This is a genomic window from Streptomyces sp. NPDC107517, assembly GCF_055582645.1.
Map to the genome: position 1 here is coordinate 139,815 of NZ_JBVJPM010000014.1, position 16,249 is coordinate 156,063.

13 protein-coding genes are annotated in these 16,249 nt (G+C 70.4%); 6 read left to right on the top strand and 7 right to left on the bottom strand.

The window, feature by feature from the left end:
- Window positions 1–4: 4 nt before the first annotated feature.
- Window positions 5–169 carry a hypothetical protein gene (locus tag ACZ67T_RS29090; RefSeq protein WP_469987963.1) on the bottom strand — a complete coding sequence of 55 codons (165 nt, stop codon included), beginning with the start codon at window positions 167–169 and terminating at the stop codon, window positions 5–7.
- A gap of 339 nt (window positions 170–508) precedes the next feature.
- Here ACZ67T_RS29090 and ACZ67T_RS29095 point away from each other — a divergent pair, with 339 nt between their 5' ends.
- Window positions 509–1,654, top strand: a complete 1,146-nt coding sequence (locus ACZ67T_RS29095) for a LysR family transcriptional regulator (protein ID WP_469987964.1) — start codon at window positions 509–511, stop codon at window positions 1,652–1,654.
- Between the two features lie 43 nt (window positions 1,655–1,697).
- On the opposite strand, the gene ACZ67T_RS29100 is transcribed toward ACZ67T_RS29095, so the two are convergent.
- From ACZ67T_RS29100 to ACZ67T_RS29110, 3 genes are all read right to left on the bottom strand, one after another.
- The gene (locus ACZ67T_RS29100) at window positions 1,698–2,396 is read right to left on the bottom strand and encodes a hypothetical protein (protein WP_469987965.1); all 699 of its coding nucleotides are present in this window, start codon (window positions 2,394–2,396) and stop codon (window positions 1,698–1,700) included.
- A 444-nt stretch (window positions 2,397–2,840) separates the two neighbouring features.
- The gene (locus tag ACZ67T_RS29105) at window positions 2,841–4,478 is read right to left on the bottom strand and encodes a glycosyl hydrolase family protein (protein WP_469987966.1); all 1,638 of its coding nucleotides are present in this window, start codon (window positions 4,476–4,478) and stop codon (window positions 2,841–2,843) included.
- A gap of 143 nt (window positions 4,479–4,621) precedes the next feature.
- A complete protein-coding gene (locus tag ACZ67T_RS29110) occupies window positions 4,622–5,620 on the bottom strand; it encodes a LacI family DNA-binding transcriptional regulator (protein ID WP_469987967.1) in 999 nt (332 codons plus the stop codon).
- Window positions 5,621–5,746: 126 nt separating this feature from the next.
- Here ACZ67T_RS29110 and ACZ67T_RS29115 point away from each other — a divergent pair, with 126 nt between their 5' ends.
- The 5 genes from ACZ67T_RS29115 (at window position 5,747) to ACZ67T_RS29135 (ending at window position 12,929) form a co-directional block, all read left to right on the top strand.
- Window positions 5,747–6,676: a 5-dehydro-4-deoxyglucarate dehydratase gene (locus ACZ67T_RS29115; protein ID WP_469987968.1), complete on the top strand. Its 930-nt coding sequence runs from the start codon at window positions 5,747–5,749 to the stop codon at window positions 6,674–6,676.
- Window positions 6,673–7,941, top strand: coding sequence for a glucarate dehydratase family protein (locus tag ACZ67T_RS29120; RefSeq protein ID WP_469987969.1), 1,269 nt, complete (start codon window positions 6,673–6,675; stop codon window positions 7,939–7,941). The genes ACZ67T_RS29115 and ACZ67T_RS29120 overlap by 4 nt, the downstream gene beginning before the upstream one ends.
- 27 nt (window positions 7,942–7,968) lie before the next feature.
- A complete protein-coding gene (locus ACZ67T_RS29125) occupies window positions 7,969–9,489 on the top strand; it encodes a sodium:solute symporter family protein (RefSeq protein ID WP_469987970.1) in 1,521 nt (506 codons plus the stop codon).
- Between the two features lie 140 nt (window positions 9,490–9,629).
- Window positions 9,630–11,279, top strand: a complete 1,650-nt coding sequence (locus ACZ67T_RS29130; RefSeq protein ID WP_469987971.1) for a hypothetical protein — start codon at window positions 9,630–9,632, stop codon at window positions 11,277–11,279.
- Window positions 11,280–11,555: 276 nt separating this feature from the next.
- Complete coding sequence (locus ACZ67T_RS29135) at window positions 11,556–12,929, top strand: RNA-guided endonuclease InsQ/TnpB family protein (RefSeq protein ID WP_469987972.1); 1,374 nt, start codon at window positions 11,556–11,558, stop codon at window positions 12,927–12,929.
- A gap of 4 nt (window positions 12,930–12,933) precedes the next feature.
- Here the strand turns inward: ACZ67T_RS29135 and ACZ67T_RS29140 are convergent, their stop codons facing one another.
- From ACZ67T_RS29140 to ACZ67T_RS29150, 3 genes are all read right to left on the bottom strand, one after another.
- Window positions 12,934–13,917 carry a LacI family DNA-binding transcriptional regulator gene (locus ACZ67T_RS29140; RefSeq protein WP_469987973.1) on the bottom strand — a complete coding sequence of 328 codons (984 nt, stop codon included), beginning with the start codon at window positions 13,915–13,917 and terminating at the stop codon, window positions 12,934–12,936.
- Window positions 13,918–14,064: 147 nt separating this feature from the next.
- Window positions 14,065–14,997, bottom strand: a complete 933-nt coding sequence (locus ACZ67T_RS29145; RefSeq protein WP_469987974.1) for an ROK family protein — start codon at window positions 14,995–14,997, stop codon at window positions 14,065–14,067.
- A complete protein-coding gene (locus ACZ67T_RS29150; protein WP_469987975.1) occupies window positions 14,991–16,247 on the bottom strand; it encodes an AGE family epimerase/isomerase in 1,257 nt (418 codons plus the stop codon). Before ACZ67T_RS29150 ends, ACZ67T_RS29145 begins: the two co-directional genes overlap by 7 nt.
- Between the last annotated feature and the right edge of the window lie 2 nt (window positions 16,248–16,249).

A 16,249-nucleotide genomic window follows, 5' to 3' on the forward strand; every position in this document is an offset into this window, starting at 1 on the left:
ATCCTCACCTGTTCGGGCTCCCGCCCATGCGGAGCTGGTACAGATCGTCGACCGCCTTGTAGTGGCCATCGAGCTCGATGACCTGCGACTGCCGCCACAGCGCCTGACGGGACACCGTGGCCCTATTGATCTCGACCGTGACCTCGGCCGCCGGATTCACCTGCTCCAATTCTTGGGGTAGCGGATGCAGCGGATGTGCCTGCGGCCAGGAACGGATGCGGCCGGATGGTTCATGTCATTAATGCACTGTCGGGCAGATCGCGCCTGTCGGGAGGGCAGCCGGCGGCGGCCGCGTCGACGCCGCGGGCAGCGTGGACACCGCGGTGCGGATCGCTGGGCCCGCACCGCGCGTGTCTCCTGTACGGCGTACGCGCTCAGGTCGCGCGGGCCGGGGCGGGGAGGCGACTCGTACGACGCGACGAGTGCCCAGGCGACCGGGCTGACCAGCTCACATGCCGATCCCCCGGGCAGCGGGCCCAGGTGAGCCAGGGCGGCGTAGGTATCGGGGATGGATGTGCGTCAATTGGAGTATTTCCTCGCTGTTGTCGACAACGGCGGGGTGAACCGGGCCGCCGCCGCGCTGCGCGTGGCCCAGCCGTCGCTCTCGCAGGCCGTCAGGAAACTGGAGAAGGACCTGCGCACCGAGTTGTTCCACCGCGTGGGCAGGGGCCTGGTGCTGGCTCCTGCAGGCGAGGCGCTGGTCGGTCCGGCCCGGCAGATCCTGCGGGACATGGACTCCGCGCGTCAGGCGGTGCGCGAAGTGCGGGATGTGGAGCGAGGCCGGATCGACATCGCGGCGCTGTCGGACATCTCGACCGATCCGCTGTCGGTGTGGGTGGCCAACTTCCGGGTGAAGAACCCGAACGTCAGCCTGCGTGTGGACGAGCGCGACCACATCTCCGACGTCCTCGAACTGGTCAGGTCCGGGGCTTGCGAGCTGGGCGTGACGATGCTGCCGGTGCCGCGCGACGGGCTCGCGGACGAGTTCCTGGTCTCGCAGAAGTTCGTACTGCTCCTCCCGCCCGGGACGGAGACCGAACTGCCCGAGGTCGTCCCGCTCGGGTCGATGGCGGGCATCCCGCTCGTGATGGGGGAACTGCGGCCGAAATCTCGACAAGATGGGACTCAAGGCGCAGGACACGGCGGAGCTGTACTTCGACGACGTCCGTGTGCCGGCCGCGAACGTGCTCGGCGCCGAGGGCCACACCTTCGCCATGCTCACCGCGAACCTGCCGCAGGAACGACTGACGATCGCGATCAGCGCGCAGGCGACCGCGACGGCGGCGCTGCGCATGGCCATCGACTACGTCAACGAGCGCAAGGCCTCGGCGGCGACGGCATCGTCAGCGACAACCCGGTCCCGCGGATGTGGCGCGATGTGCGGCCCTGCGCATCTACGAGGGCACGTCGCAGATCCACGAACGAAACCTGGCCCGCGCCCTGCCCGCACTGCTCGGGCGCGAACTCTCGGTGGCCGGAGGGAACTGAAGTGCGCGCGACCCGGCGTGATCGGGGCGGCCCGGGGCGGCGCCGGGCGGCGGGAGCGTGTCAGAAGCCTTCTGGTCGCCGTCCCTTGGCCCTGCAGCGCGGCTGCATTCCGCAGGTTGCCGGGCCGGGCCGTGTTTCGCGGCCCGGCCCGACCACCAGGCGGTAGCAACCCCGCAGACGCCCTGCGGAGTTGACCGCCTTGGGAGGTGTCAGTCGTTGTCGTTGAAGAAGGTGATGCCGCGCCAGTCGGTGACGCACGAGCTGCTCAGGAAGATCCATCCGATCGCGCTGTCGCGGACGACGATCGCCGGGTTCGGTCCGTTCGTCGTGAAGCGGTACATCACCGTGGAGCCGGGGTGGCCCGCCGCATCGCGCAGTGAACCGTCGCTGTAGGCGCTCGTCGTGTAGTAGTTGTAGTAGGCCGTGCACGCAGGGTCGACCGTGATCGCGGTGCCGTCCGTGGCCGCGTGCGCGGCCGCATTGAAGTTGTAGCCGACCGTCCGGCGGTGCGAGATGTCGTCCTTGGTCGCGTCGCTGCACGACTCCGAGACCGACGCGGTCGGGCTGGAGCCGAGGGCACCGGGCGGGATCCAGCCGCAGATGTTGTTGCCGCCCCAGCTGCGCCCGTAGTGGTAATTGCTGGCGTTCGTCTGGTGGACGTCGAAGGACGAGCCGGCTATGGCGGTGCCGACCCAGTAGCCGCACGGCTTGTTCTGCAGCCAGGTGCCGGCGGGGACGGTGCCGGAGTTGTTGCACGCCGCCGGCTTGGGGGAGTTCGGCTGGACCGTGTACCTGTTCACGTTCGCCTGCGAGGTCGCGGGCAGCAGCCCGACGACCGCGGCCGTCACGGCGAACACGGTGGCGGCGCGGAGGTGCCGCCGCAGGGGTGTGGCTGTCTTGGTCGTCACTGCGTCTCCTTCGTGGGGATGGGCGGTGTGGCGAGGTGGCGCGATCGGGGGGATGTTCAGCGGTACGGCAGCGGCTGCGGGTCCGGGACGGGGTGCCCCGCCGGTACCGCTCGGCGGCCGTCGTCCGCGGTGCCATCGGCCCCGCTTGGGCCCCGGATCAGCAGGAGGCCCAGCACGTCTCGGCGCAGATGGCGAAGTACGTCGGTCACATCGAGGCGGGCGCCGCCGAGGGCGGGGGGTACGGACGACTGACTCGCCGGAAAGAGTTTGTGCAGACATCGGTGGGGTGGACGAGTACCCCTCCGGGCACCGATGACGGGTTGCCGGGCGACGGCGCCGCCGCGACCGCAGGAGACCCGGTTCCGCGCGACGAGGTGTTGCTCCGCCACGCCGCGCGGTCGGCCGGCCACGCGGTCGGTCAGGGATGCTGTGCAGCCTGACCGGTCAGCGGGAGACGCTGATGATCTGCGCGCTGCCCGGGGCCACGGTGACGGTCGATGTGCCCGCGCCGACCCGCACCGGTGTGCTGTGCGGTGTCCGGTCCGCGGTTCCCGCGGGGGTCATCCTGGCGCCGCCGAGGGTGATGGCGCCGGCGTCCAGGGAGGTGAGGCCGCCGGAGGCGGAGCTGACGAGGGTCGTGGCGCGGGCGGTGCGCATGCCGCGGGGGAGTTTGACCGTGACCGTGTCGTCGGTGGCGTCCGCCGCGGCCGGGTCCTGGACGTTGATGAGGACGAGGTGCAGCTTGCCGTGCTCGTTCTCGATCCCGTAGGCACGCAGTTCGCCCAGGGCGTCGTCGGGCAGTCCGAGGTCGACGAAGTGGCCCTTCGGGAGCTGACGGAAGGCCCACAGGCCGTAGTAGAGAGGCGAGGCGGAGAGCTGGTGGGCGTCGAGCTGTGCCTGGTCGGCGGCGCAGAAGGCCCCGTAGTAGCGGTACGAAATGGGGTAGTCGGTCGAGTCCCGGGCCTTGAAGTCACCGCAGATTGCTGCGGTGTTGGTGTGGAAGAGGAGACGGCTGACGTCGTTCTGGGATGTTTCGAGGAGGTGGTCCAGCGCCCAGAGCGAGGACCCGTAGGCGTCGCTCACGCCGGGCTGGCCGCTGCAGGAGGCGCTGTTGGACTCGTTGAGCGTCATCGGCACGGTGTGGTGCAGGCGGTCACCTACGGCCTTGATGCCCTGGAGCTTGGTGCGGGCCTTGAGGTAGGTGTCGGGCGACATGAGCTGGGCCATCGTGGCGGTCGAGGTGCCGCAGTGACTGCCTGCGTACAGATGCGAGGCCATCTCGGCCAGGGTCCGCCGCGGGGCGTCGGCGCCGTCGGCGAGCGCGGCGTCGGCGAATCCCTCGATGACGGAGTTGGTGAGGGCCGTATTGGCCGACGGGCCGGTCATCTTCAGGTGCGCGTGCGGCAGTGCGGCGTCGATCTCGGCCTGGTAGTGCTTGACGGTCGACCACATCTCTGCCGGGGTGAGGGTGGTGACGTTGTCGTACTCGTTGCCCACCTCGACGGAGAGCAGGTCGTCGCCGAGGGTGGCGTGGGCGGCCTTCACCTCACCCACCACCTGGTCCATCGTGACCTGCGGAGCCGGGTCCTTCGCGGGGTTCTTCAGCTTTGCCGGGTCGATCAGGGACTTCAGCGGCACGCCCAGCGTGACCTTCCAGCCGGTCGAGTCCAACAGCTTCTTGAGGCCGTCGAGGTCCGACTGGTCGACGGTGCCGCCGATGGCCTGCGCCGGGGCGGGATCGTCGGCGGCAGCGCCGAACGCGGGCCACACGAGGTCCATGGAGTAGCCGCCGAGGCGCAGTACGCCGTGCGGGCCAAGGGTCTTGAGCCGCTCCGCGAGCAGGTCCTCGGTGAGGTAACCGTGAGCGAAGTCCGCGGACTCGACGGAGAAGCCCTGCATGCCGCTGTCGAACCTGGCCCCTGAGGGCGACCCGGTGGCGTCCAGGGCGAAGGATGCCGCTGTCAGGGCCGAGTTGTCGGGTGCCGGGGCCGCGACGGCCTGTCCCGTACAAGCGAGCAGGGCGACGGCCGATGCAAGGACCGCCGTGCGGGCGAGCGTTGAAGGCGCTGGGCGAAGACGCATGGCTGGGGCTCCTTGGACGGGGCGGACGCCTCGACGAACAAGATCCATCGAGTAAACGTTTTCTCGTCGTCGGCGGACCCTCCCGCGCCGCCGCGTCCCGTGTCAACGCCTGCGACAGAATTGGCGATTGCGAAAGACGCGGCTCAGGCCCCGGTGGCCGCGCCCGTGGACGCCCGCACCACGAGCTCGGTCGGCAGCCGCACCGTGCCGTGCCGGCCGGCCCGTTCCAGCTGGTCGCGCAGCAGAGCCCAGGCATGCCGGCCGACCTCCTCGGTCGGCAGTCGTACGGTCGTCAGCGGCGGCGCGAGGAATTCGGCGACCGGAATGTCGTCGAACCCGGCCAGCGATATGTCCCCCGGCACATCGAGGCCCAGTTCGCGCAGCCGGGCCAGCGCGCCGATCGCCACCAGGTCGTTGAAGGCGATGACGCCGCTCACCCCCGCCGCCAGCAACTCGGGCAAGGTGCGATGGCCGTCGTCGCTGGTGGAGCCGGCCTGCACCACGCTCCGGGGGAGCCGCAGGGAGGCGGTGGTGTCCTCGAAGGCGCGCTGGCGCTCGGCGTTCGACCAGGACGTCGACGGGCCGGCGAGGTAGCCGAGGTGCCGGTGCCCGAGCTCGGCGAGGTGGCGCACGACCGCGGCCATGCCGGCGTACGAGTCCACGCCGGCCGAGCTCATCGACAGGTCGCCGACCTCGCGATTGGTGCACACCATCGGGGTCGCCACGAGCTGCGCCAGGTCCTCGAGCGGCAGCCGCGGCGAGCAGAGCACCAAGCCGTCGCAGTGCAGGGCGAGTTCCTGGATCAGCGCCCGCTCCTCGTCCTGGCTCTCCTTGGCGTCGGCGACCAGCAGCCGGTGATCCTGGGCGCCGGTGGCGTCGGCCAGCCCTCGCAGGAGTTCGGAGAACGAGGGATTGCCCAGGTCGGGCACCACGACGCCGATGAGCCGGGTGACGCCGGCCTTGAGGCTGCGCGCGGTGCCGCTGGGCCGGTAGTTGAGCTCGGCAGCCGCGAGCCGTACCCGGTGCACGAGTTCGGGATCCGCCACACGCCTGCCGTTGAGAACGCGCGAAACGGTCGCCGTCGACACCTGTGCCACACGGGCGACGTCCACGACAGTCGGCTTGCGTATCACCTGGGCCATGCGAGGACCTTAGACGATGCAAAGGGGTTGACCCGCTGTCGGCCGGATCCCTACAGTCCACGCCGGGCGTTTGCAAGCATGGTTTTCGTTCACATATAAATCCTCAGCTCTGCGAGGGGTTTCCTGGTGCCGAATCTCGACGGCGTGCTGTTCTTTCCCGTCACCCCCTTCGATGCCTCCGGCGCGGTCGACACCTCCGTCCTGGCGAAGCACGTCCGCGCCGGTGTGGAGGCAGGACCTGGAGGCGTGTTCGTGGCCTGCGGCACCGGCGAGTTCCACGCCCTGGAGCCCCAGGAGTACGCCGAGGTCGTACGCGTCGCCGTCGCGGTCACAGCCGGGCGGGTGCCGGTGTACGCCGGTACGGGCGGGCCGCTGCCGCTCGCCAGGCAGTTCGCCCGGGCGGCTCGCGACGCCGGCGCGGACGGCCTGCTCCTGCTGCCGCCCTACCTGGTCAAGTCGCCCGCCGCGGGCCTGGTCGCGTACGTCGCGTCCGTCGCGGCCGCCACAGAGCTGCCGCTGGTGGTCTACCAGCGCGACAACGCCCGCTTCGATTCCGCCTCGGCGGTGGACGTCGCCCGGTTGCCTCACGTCGCGGGGTTCAAGGACGGCGTCGGCGACCTGGGTCACCTCTCGCGGATCCTCTCCGCGGTCCGCGGCGAACTGCGCGGCGCCGACAAGCCGTTCCAGTTCTTCAACGGCCTGCCCACGGCGGAGGCAACCGTCGCCGCCTACCGAGGCCTCGGCGTGGAGCTGTACTCCTCAGCGGTCTTCTGCTTCGCCCCGGAGATCTCGCTCGCCTTCCACCACGCGGTGCGCGAAGCCGACCCTGAGCTGGTCGACGCTTTGCTGACGTCGTTCTTCCACCCGCTCGTCAGCCTGCGGGAGAAAGTTCCGGGCTATGCGGTATCGCTGGTGAAGGCGGGCGTACGACAGCGCGGGCTCGACGTCGGCGGTGTCAGGCCGCCGCTCGTCGACCCGGCTCCCGAGCATCTCGACGAACTGCGCCGGATCACCGAGGCCGGGCTGGCCGCGTGCGCCGGGGCGGGTGTGCGATGACCGGCCGACTGCCGATCACCGGCATCACCGTCACTCCGGTCGCCTTCCGCGACCCGCCGCTGCTCAATGCCGTGGGCGTCCACGAGCCGTACGCGCTGCGGGCGATCGTCGAGATCACCACCGATCAGGGGCTCACCGGCCTGGGCGAGACCTACGCGGACGAGGGCCATCTGCGCCGCCTCGACCGGGCGGCCCGCGCACTCACGGGCATGGACGTGTACGCGCTCGGCGCCATGTACCAGCGGATCGCGGCCGGACTCGCCGGCGACACCGCGGCGGACGGCAGTGGCCTCACCGGACTGATCACCTCCAGCTCGACGGTCGACCGGGTCTTCTCGCCCTTCGAGGTCGCCTGCCTGGACATCCAGGGCAAGGCCGTCGGCAGGCCCGTATCCGACCTGCTGGGCGGCGCGGTCCGGGACGAAGTGCCGTTCAGCGCCTACCTCTTCTACAAGTGGGCGGCCCATCCCGGGGCCGAAACCGACGCGTGGGGCGAGGCGCTCGACGCCGACGGCATCGTCGCCCAGGCCCGGCGCATGATCGACGCATACGGGTTCACGGCCATCAAGCTCAAGGGCGGCGTCCTGCCGCCCGAGGCGGAGATCGAGGCCGTACGCGCCCTGCGGGCGGAGTTCCCGGGCCATCCGCTGCGCCTGGACCCCAACGCCGCCTGGTCCGTGCCCACATCGCTGAAGGTCGCTGCCGAGCTCGACGGCGTCCTGGAGTACCTGGAGGACCCGACGCCCGGTCAGAAGGGCATGGCAGAGGTGGCTCGCCAGTCACCCATGCCGCTGGCCACCAACATGTGCGTCGTCGCCTTCGACGAACTGGCGCCCGGCGTCGCCCAGGACGCGGTGCAGGTGGTGCTCTCCGACCACCACTACTGGGGCGGGCTGCACCGTTCCAAGCTGCTGTCCGGCATCTGCGAGACGTTCGGTCTCGGCCTGTCCATGCACTCCAACTCGCACCTCGGCATCAGCCTTGCGGCGATGACCCACCTGGCCGCGGCGACGCCCCATCTCAGCTATGCCTGCGACACGCACTGGCCATGGAAGGACGAGGACGTCATCCAGCCGGGCGTCTTCGCCTTCCACGACGGTGCGGTACGGGTGCCGCGCACCCCCGGCCTCGGGATCGAGCTCGACCGCGACGCGCTCGCCCGCCTGCACGAGCAGTACCTGGCCTGCGGACTGCGCAACAGGGACGACACCGGCTACATGCAACGGCTTCACCCCGGATACCGGATCCGCTCGCCGCGCTGGTAGGCGACGGCCTCCTCATAAGGAGTTCTCATGGCATGGCTCGACTGGGCAGCCCTCGCCGGCTACTTCCTGGTGATGCTGCTGATAGGTCTCTGGTCGCACCGCCGCATCAGCGGCGTCGGTGACTACTTCACCGGCGGCGGCAAGATGCCGTGGTGGCTGTCCGGCATCTCCCACCACATGTCCGGCTACAGCGCGGCCGTGTTCGTCGCGTACGCGGCCGTCGCCTACAGCTACGGCATCACCGTCTACGTCTGGGCGTTCGTGCCGCTGGCGCTGGCCACCGGCGCCGGCGCGTTCGTGTTCGCGCCGCGCTGGAACCGGCTGCGGTCCCGTTTCCACGTGGTCTCCCCGCTGGAATACCTGGCGAAGCGCTACAACATCCCCACCCAGCAGGCGCTCGCCTGGAGCGGCGCGTTGCTGAAGGTCTTCGACGTCGCCGCCAAGTGGGCCTCGGTGGCGATCCTGCTCAACGTCTTCACCGGCATGCCGATGGCCACCGGCATCCTCATCACCGGAGTCGTCACCCTGCTGTACTGCACGGTCGGCGGCCTGTGGGCGGACGCCCTCACCGACTTCGGACAGTTCGTCATCCAGGGTGTCGCGGCGCTGGCCATGCTCATCGCTGTGATCGTCAAGCTCGGCGGGTTCTCCGGCCTCGGTTCGATGTGGGACAAGCTGCCCGACGGGCACACGCACCCCCTGGTCGGGCAGTGGACGGCCGGCTTCCTGACCGCGTACATCGTCATCAAGCTCTTCGAGTACAACGGCGGCATGTGGAACCTGGCCCAGCGCTACATGGCCACCGACTCCGCCCGCTCCGCCCGCCGTTCGGCCGGTCTGTCCGCCGTCCTCTACCTGATCTGGCCGGCTGTACTGCTGTTCCCGTCCGTCGCAGCCGCGGTGCTGATGCCGCACGTCGCCGACGCGCAGCAGGTGTACGCGCTGATGGCGAAGGCGTATCTGCCGGCGGGGCTCGTCGGCCTCACGCTCGCGGGGATGTTCTCGCACACCATGGCGATGGCCTCGTCCGACGCCAACGCCATCTCGGCGGTCATCACCCGTGACATCCTGCCGGTCGTCTCCCGACGGGCCCGCACGATGAGCACCCAGGCAGGACTGCTCGCCGCCCGCGTGTGCACCGTCGTCTTCGTGTCGATCAGCATGATCGTGGCGATCGAGGCCGACCACTTCGGCGGCGTCCTCGGCATCATCGTGGCCCTGGTCGCGGCCGTCATGGGGCCGATCTCCATCCCCATGCTCCTCGGCCTGCTGCCGGCGTTCCGCCGTTGCGGCCCGATCGCGGCGATCAGCTCGTGGGCGCTCGGTCTGGGAGCGTACTTCCTGCTCAAGTACGGCATCGAACCGTCCAGTCAGACATGGCTCGTGGCCACACCGCTGGTCACCTCACTCGTCGTGTACGTGGGGCTCGGTCTGCTGAAGCCCGAGCCGAACGACGAGGCCGACGCGATAGTCGCCGCGGTGTCCTCCGACGGTCCCGACGGGGCAGCAGTTCAGGCGCCCACGCCCACCGCAGCGACCGCCGACTGACCCTGGGAGCGGGTGATGCCCGTCGGCCGGGTGCCTCAGATGCGGAACCCAGTCGACGGGATCGGCTCCCACCCACCACCTATTGCTTCACACAGGCACGGCCCACGCCGGTGAGCGTGGCCTGCGAGCGAAGGAGCGGCATGGAACGGCACCGCACACGTCGCGGGCGTACGGCACGAGCGCTTGCCTGTGCCCTCGCCCTGGCCGCCGCGGCAGCCACACCGGGTACGGCGGCACAGGCAGCCGCCCCTGTGCCGGCACCTGCCCCGGCCCACGGTGGCCGGATCCCCGACCACTTCGTGGGACTCAGCATCGAATGGTCCCTGGTCGAGCGGTACATGAATCCCTCCGCCCGGCCGGCCTTCGTCAACCTGCTGTGCAACCTGCAGACCGGAATCCTCCGCATCGGTGGTTCCTCACAGGACCAGATGCCCTTCGACGCGAAGGCCGTCAACACCGACCGGGTGATCACGCCGGAGGATCTGGCGTATGTACGGTCCACGCTGGACGCCGCCGGCAAGGTGCCTCACGACAGCCACGGCACGCCTCGCTGGGGCGCCGTCCTCGGCACCGCCATGTCCCCGCCGACCGACGCCAAGCCGTGGGCCGGCCCGGAGCACGCGAGGACGTTCCTCACCCAGGGGGTCGAGCCGGTCTTCCCCGGCGCAGCCGCGAAGGAGATAGCCGGCATCGAGCTCGGGAACGAGCCGGATCTGTCCTACGGCGCCGATCTCGACCGCTACCTCGGCGACCTGGCCACGTACGCGGACCCGTCCGTCTCCGGACCCTTCCCCGTCATTGCCCCCAACACCAGCGAGGACATCCTCCCCTGGACGACCCTCGCCGACCCGACCGCCGCCACCCGCTACTTCCACGACTGGCCGCGGATCCTGGACACCGGGGCGCCGCTCATGTCACCGCGGGCCGGCGCCTTCGGCGCGTGGGCCTCCGACCACTTCTATCCGCTGGCCCGCACCTGTACCAACAAGCCCTACCGCTGCGCCAGTACCACCGCTCTGCTCTCCGACGAGCACCTTGCGAGCCTCGACTACGAGGTCTACGCCCACGCCAACGAGGCAGCGGCACACGGTCTCGGCTACCGGCTCGAGGAGACCAGCACGGCGGCCAACCGCGGTGCGGCCGGCGTCAGCGACGTCGCGGCCTCCGCCACGTACGCCCTGTCGCTGATGTTCCACACCGCCTGCCCACGCCCTCCGGACCAGCCGGAGGCGAACGCGAGCTGCACCACCGCCGTCAAGGGCGTCAACTTCCACAATGCCGAGGTTCGCGCCTTCTTCCATCCCGAGGAAGGCAACGCCTACTACAACGCGATCGACTACGACCCCACGGAGACGATGGGAGCGCCCGGCGCCGCGCCCCTCTACTACGCGATGCTGTTGTTCGCCCGCTTCGCGCAGGGCACTTGGGGCCTGCGCCCGGCAACGGTCACCACCGCCAGCGCGCAGGACCGGACGCCCGAGACCTGGGAGCTGACCACCGCTTCCGGCGAACACCGCCTCTTCGTCATCAACAAGACCGACCACCCGGTGAGTGTCACCGTGCCCCTGAAGGGCGCGCGAGCCGAGATCGACCGCATGACGCCGTACGATCCCGACGGCAGCGGCCGAACGCTCGACGCTCCACAAGTGCGCATCGACGGACGGCAAGTGGCTGCCGACGGTACCTGGCCGGGCTTCCACCCGGCCGTGGTGCGGGCCACCGGAAAACGGACGGCCCTGACCCTGGCGGCGGGCGAGGCCGCGGTCGTCACCTCGCCGAGCCGGCCATGACGCAGGCAGCCGCATTCCGCGCCGCCCTGTCACCGTTCCGGGTCTGAACGTCCGGGGCACATCATGATGCCCGGGTCACGCGAGGTCCCGCTTGCGTATCGCGCAGTGCACACCTTTGACCTGATTCTTGGGCGCTAACCCGGTCCTTTAGGGCCGGGTTAGCCCATCCTGGGAGTGGCGGCGCGGAGCGCCGCAGTATCAGGGCTCGAAAGCTGTTCTGACCTGCATTGATGATGTTAGTGTTGATCAACTTCGTTGTTTTGAGGGGGTGTTGTCATGCTGTCCGGTCGTCGTTATCGTCTCGCGCTCGATCCCTCGCAGGAGGAGATGTGCGAGGAGTTCGGGAACATTTGCCGGGCCGTGTGGAACACCGGTCTCGACCAGCGTCGCCAGTACCGGCGCCGCGGTGGGTGGATGAACTATGCGCCACAGTGCAAGCAGCTGGCCGACGCCAAGCGCGAGCACGAGTGGCTCAAGACCGCGCCGTCGCACATCCTCCAGCAGACCCTCAAAGACCTGGATCGGGCCTGTAAAGACCACGGAACGTTCAAAGTCCGCTGGCGGTCGAAGGCGCGCTGGACTGCCTCGTTCCGCTTTCCCGACGCCAAGCAGATCACCGTCGAGCGGCTGGGCCGCAAGTGGGGCCGGGCGAAGCTGCCCAAGCTGGGATGGGTCCGCTTCCGCTGGTCCCGTCCCCTCGGGGGTGAGATCCGATCCGCCACCGTCAGCCGTAAGGGCGCCCACTGGTTTGTGTCGTTCCTCGTGGACGACCAGGCCGCCACGCCCGAACGGCACGCCATGGCGAACACGTCGGTGGGTATCGACCGGGGCGTCACGTTCGCGGCCGTCACCTCCGACGGCGACTTCCACGACCGCCCGTTCATCACCGCCGGCGAGACCACCCGGTACCGCAGGCTCCAGCAGCGCCTCGCCCGGACGAAGAAAGGCAGCACGAACCGGCGCAAGACCATCGTGGCCATGAACCGCATCATGGGCCGGGCCACCGACCGGCGTAGCGACTTCTGCGCCCAGGTCGCCAACGAGGTCACCGCGAAGAACGCCCTCGTCGTCCTCGAAGACCTCAAGACCCGCAACATGACGGCCTCCGCATCCGGCACCCTCGCCGAGCCCGGCACCAAGGTGGCGCAGAAGCGCGGCCTCAACAAGGCCATCCTCGACAAGGGATGGCACCGACTCGAACTAGCCCTCACCAACGAGGCCCGATACACGGGCACCAAGCTGGTGAAGGTCAATCCCGCGTACACGTCGCAGCGGTGTTCCGCCTGCGGCTCCATCACCGAAGGAAATCGCGAGAGCCAAGCGATCTTCCGGTGTAAAGCCGCAGATTGCGGGCACGCAGAGAACGCCGACGTGAACGCGGCGAAGAACATCCGACACGCGGGCGGGCAGCCCGTGTCAGCCTGTGGAGACCTCGGCGCTGGCCGGTCTGTGAAGCAGGAACCCGTAAGCCGGGCGACCGGCCGAACCCTCACGGCAGCGCGGGGCGCTGCCCCAGGAATCCCGGCCCCTTATGGCCGGGAGGACGTCAACACATCGACGACCTGTGAGACCGAGAAGTCGCCCGCCGCGCTGAGAGCGTCCCCCGGGAGCGGCGCAAGTTCGCCTCCTGATGAGGCGTGGGGTGTGTGAGCGGTCAGGTGCCGGGATGGTGCACGATCTGCGTGGGGACGACCGTCCTGCGGGGCGGCTGGTGTGGGGAGGCCAGGCTCTCGCCGATACGGTCGAGCAGCAGACGGGCCGCGCGACGGCCCACCTCGTCGGCGTCGTAGGCAACGACGGTGACCGGCACATCCAGCAGGTCCGCCATTTCGAAGTCGTCGAACGCGGCGAGCGCCGTGCCGCTGCGCAGGCCCCGCACGGCGCGGTAGGCGCCCAGAGTGATGCGGTTGTTCGTGCAGAACAGGGCCGTCGGCGCGTCCGTGCGGTCGAGGAGCCGGCGCGCCGCGGCCTCGGCCCCCGGGATGTCGTAGGCGCCCCTGCTGATCCATTCCTCACGGGGCGTCAACCCGGCTTCCTCGTGGGCTGCCCAGTACCCCCGGAAGCGCTCCGCGCCGGTGAACAAGGCGGGTGGATTGCCGACGAAGCCGATGGAGCGGTGGCCGTCGGCGATCAACCGGGAAGCGGCCGCGTGAGCGCCGCCGAAGTCGTCGACGAGCACGGTGTCGGCCTCGATGCCGGCTGGCGGGCGGCCCGCGAGGACGACCGGGGTGGGGCCGAGGACCTCCGGGGCGAGGTGGCGTTGAGAGGCGCCGGCCGGGACGACGATCATGCCGTCCACTCGCCGCGACACCAGGTCCTCGACCAACTCCCGCTCCCGCTGGACCTGTTCGGCGGTGTTGCCTAGGACGAGGCGCAGGCCGTGCTCCTCCGCGACCTGCTCGGCGCCCAGGGCGAGCCGGGAGTAGAAGGGGTTCGCGAGATTGGTGACGACCAGTCCGATCATGCCGCTGGGTTTGCCGAGGCGGAGGTTGCGGGCCACCTCGTTGCGCCGGTAGCCGAGCTCCTCCACCGCCGTGAGCACCTTGGCCCGTGTGGCGGCGCTGACGCGCTCGTCGTCCTTGAGGACCCGGGAGACCGTCATGGCGCTCACCTGGGCCCGCGCGGCGACGTCCCGCATCGTGGGGGGCGTGGCCCCTGGACGGGCCGGACTGCCGGACTGGGGCACTGCGCTTCGCACTCTCTTCACGTCTCCGGGGCGCGGACACGCCCGCCGATCGAGGCGGGCGGCGGCCCGCGCCCTCATCCTAGATCCGGTCGGAGCCGGTCATGGACTGCCGACCTCACGAATGGTCGGCGTCACGGATGGCCGCCGCGCCCACCAAGCGGCACCCAGGAGTGGCGCATCCTCGGGACGCAGCGCCGTACGCACCGTCAATCGCCGCGCCCCGGGCACGTCGGGCCCCTCGGCGAGGCCGATGCGCAGCGGCACCTCGATCAGGTCCCAGGACGCGGCGATCGAGCCCCCCACCACGAGCACTGTCGCCTCGAAGCTGCTGATCCACGGGGCGAGCGTCTCGCCGAGTGCGCGGAAGGCGTGATCGAGGACCACGCGCGCGTACGGGTCGCCGCTGCGCGCCAGGTCCGCGATGCTCCGCACGTCGGGTACGACGTCCGGGTCGTCGAGCGCGGCGCGGGCGTAGGCGGCGCGGATGCCCCGGCGTGAGACGGTGTCCTCCAGCGGGCGGCCTCCGTAGGTGAGCAGGTGGGCGCTGCCGTCCTGAGGGACGAGAGGTCCCTCGTTGACGGGCTCGCCGTGGTCGGTGAAGGCGGAACCGATGCCGCTGCCCAGGGTGATGCACAGCGCGCGCCCGTGCCCGGCCGCGGCGCCGGCGGCGTACTCACCGATACCGAACGCGTCCGCGTCGTTGAGGAACCGCAGCGCGCAAGGCGCGGGGGACAGACGTCGTTGCAGCTCGGCGCCCAGATCGACGCCGTACAGGGAGTCGAACTTGCCGACGCCCTGGAACAGGCCGATCCCTGCCTCGTAGTCGAAGGGGCCCGGCACGGCCACGCCCCATGGCGCTCCGGCCGGGGCGGCCAGGCGGGTGGCCGTCGCGGCAACCGCGCCGAGGATCTCGTCGACGCTGCCCTGCGCGGGCAGCGGCGCCCTGAACCGCTCGTGGACGGTGCCCCTTTCGAGATCGACGAGCGCCGCGGTGACGTGCGTGCCACCGACCTCCAGTACGGGGGTCAGCATGCGATCGCCCCCTGGCGGGCCGCCTCGCCTAGGCCGAGGTGCTGCGGGGCGCGTGCGTAGAGCGTGGCCTGCAGCGCGTGGTACAGGTCGGGCTTGCCGTCCCAGGTCGTGGTGGCGGGTCGGCCCCGTTCGTCGAGCTCGTGCCACCAGCTGCCGCCCGTGCGGTCCAGGACGTCGCGCGCCGCGTAGTCCCAGAACGTGCGGTACCAACTCTCGTACGTCGAGTCGCCGGTCGCCCGGTACAGGAAGACGGCCGCGCCGACGGCCTCGGCGATCGTCCAGTGCATGCGCTGCCGGTTCACCGGCTTCCCGGCGAAGTCGACGCTGTAGACGAAGCCTCCGCACCCGGCCTCCCAGCCTTCGGCCACGGCGCGCGCGAACAGCTGCTGCGCCGCCTCCAGCGTCCACGCCGCCCGCTTGCCCGGCACTTGGGTGCGCACCATGACGAGCAGCCGTGCCCACTCCAGCCAGTGGCCCACGAGGGAGCCGAACGGCCGGAACGGGTCCTCGGGGTGGGCGCGGTTGTACGTAAGGTCGGGGCGCCAGCCGGTGTCGAAGTGCTCGGGGACGCGCCATTCGTGCGCCGCCCCGTGCTTCCGGATGATCAACTCGCTGATCTGCAGGGCGCGTTCGGTGAAGCGCGCCTCGCCGGTGGCCTCGGCCGCGGCCAGGTACGCCTCCGTGAGGTGCATGTTGCTGTTCTGGCCGCGATAGTCCTCGGGGGCGGCCCACGTGCGGTCGTAGGAGTCGAGCGCCGCCCCTTCGTGCTCGCGCCAGAAGTGGCGGTCGATCGTTGCGGCCGCCTCGTCCAGCAGGGCGCGACCTCCCGGCAGTCCGGCCTGCGCGGCGGTTGCCCCGGCCAGCAGTACGAAGGCGTGCGCGTAGCCGGCCTTGGTGGTGTCGGCCGGGGTGGCGCCCGGGTGCAACGCGGCGAACCAGCCGCCGTGCTCGTCGTCGTGGAAGGCCCCGGCCAGCGCGGCCAGTCCGTGCAGTGCCAGGTCACGGGCGCCCGGGCGGCCCATCAGGTGGGCGAGCGCGAAGCAGTGCACGAGGCGGGCACAGGCGTACAGGTCCTGGGGGCGGTCCCGGTCGGGGGTGCCGTCGGCCCGGAGCCAGGAGAAGCCGCCGCGCTCGTCGGCGACCGTGCCTTCGAAGAAGGCGAGGAGTCGTTCGGACTCGGCGGTCAGCCAGCGGTGGTGCAGCGGCGACCCGGTCCAGGCGGGGCCCGCCGCACGAGGGGTGTGGTTCATGG

Excerpts from the sequence above, each read along its gene's own strand:
- ACZ67T_RS29150 (WP_469987975.1), bottom strand. The coding sequence starts at position 16,247 with ATGAACCACACCCCTCGTGCGGCGGGCCCCGCCTGGACCGGGTCGCCG.
- ACZ67T_RS29130 (WP_469987971.1), top strand. The coding sequence starts at position 9,630 with ATGGAACGGCACCGCACACGTCGCGGGCGTACGGCACGAGCGCTTGCC.
- ACZ67T_RS29095 (WP_469987964.1), top strand. The coding sequence starts at position 509 with ATGGATGTGCGTCAATTGGAGTATTTCCTCGCTGTTGTCGACAACGGC.
- ACZ67T_RS29145 (WP_469987974.1), bottom strand. The coding sequence starts at position 14,997 with ATGCTGACCCCCGTACTGGAGGTCGGTGGCACGCACGTCACCGCGGCG.
- ACZ67T_RS29120 (WP_469987969.1), top strand. The coding sequence starts at position 6,673 with ATGACCGGCCGACTGCCGATCACCGGCATCACCGTCACTCCGGTCGCC.
- ACZ67T_RS29135 (WP_469987972.1), top strand. The coding sequence starts at position 11,556 with ATGCTGTCCGGTCGTCGTTATCGTCTCGCGCTCGATCCCTCGCAGGAG.
- ACZ67T_RS29140 (WP_469987973.1), bottom strand. The coding sequence starts at position 13,917 with ATGCGGGACGTCGCCGCGCGGGCCCAGGTGAGCGCCATGACGGTCTCC.
- ACZ67T_RS29110 (WP_469987967.1), bottom strand. The coding sequence starts at position 5,620 with ATGGCCCAGGTGATACGCAAGCCGACTGTCGTGGACGTCGCCCGTGTG.
- ACZ67T_RS29105 (WP_469987966.1), bottom strand. The coding sequence starts at position 4,478 with ATGCGTCTTCGCCCAGCGCCTTCAACGCTCGCCCGCACGGCGGTCCTT.
- ACZ67T_RS29125 (WP_469987970.1), top strand. The coding sequence starts at position 7,969 with ATGGCATGGCTCGACTGGGCAGCCCTCGCCGGCTACTTCCTGGTGATG.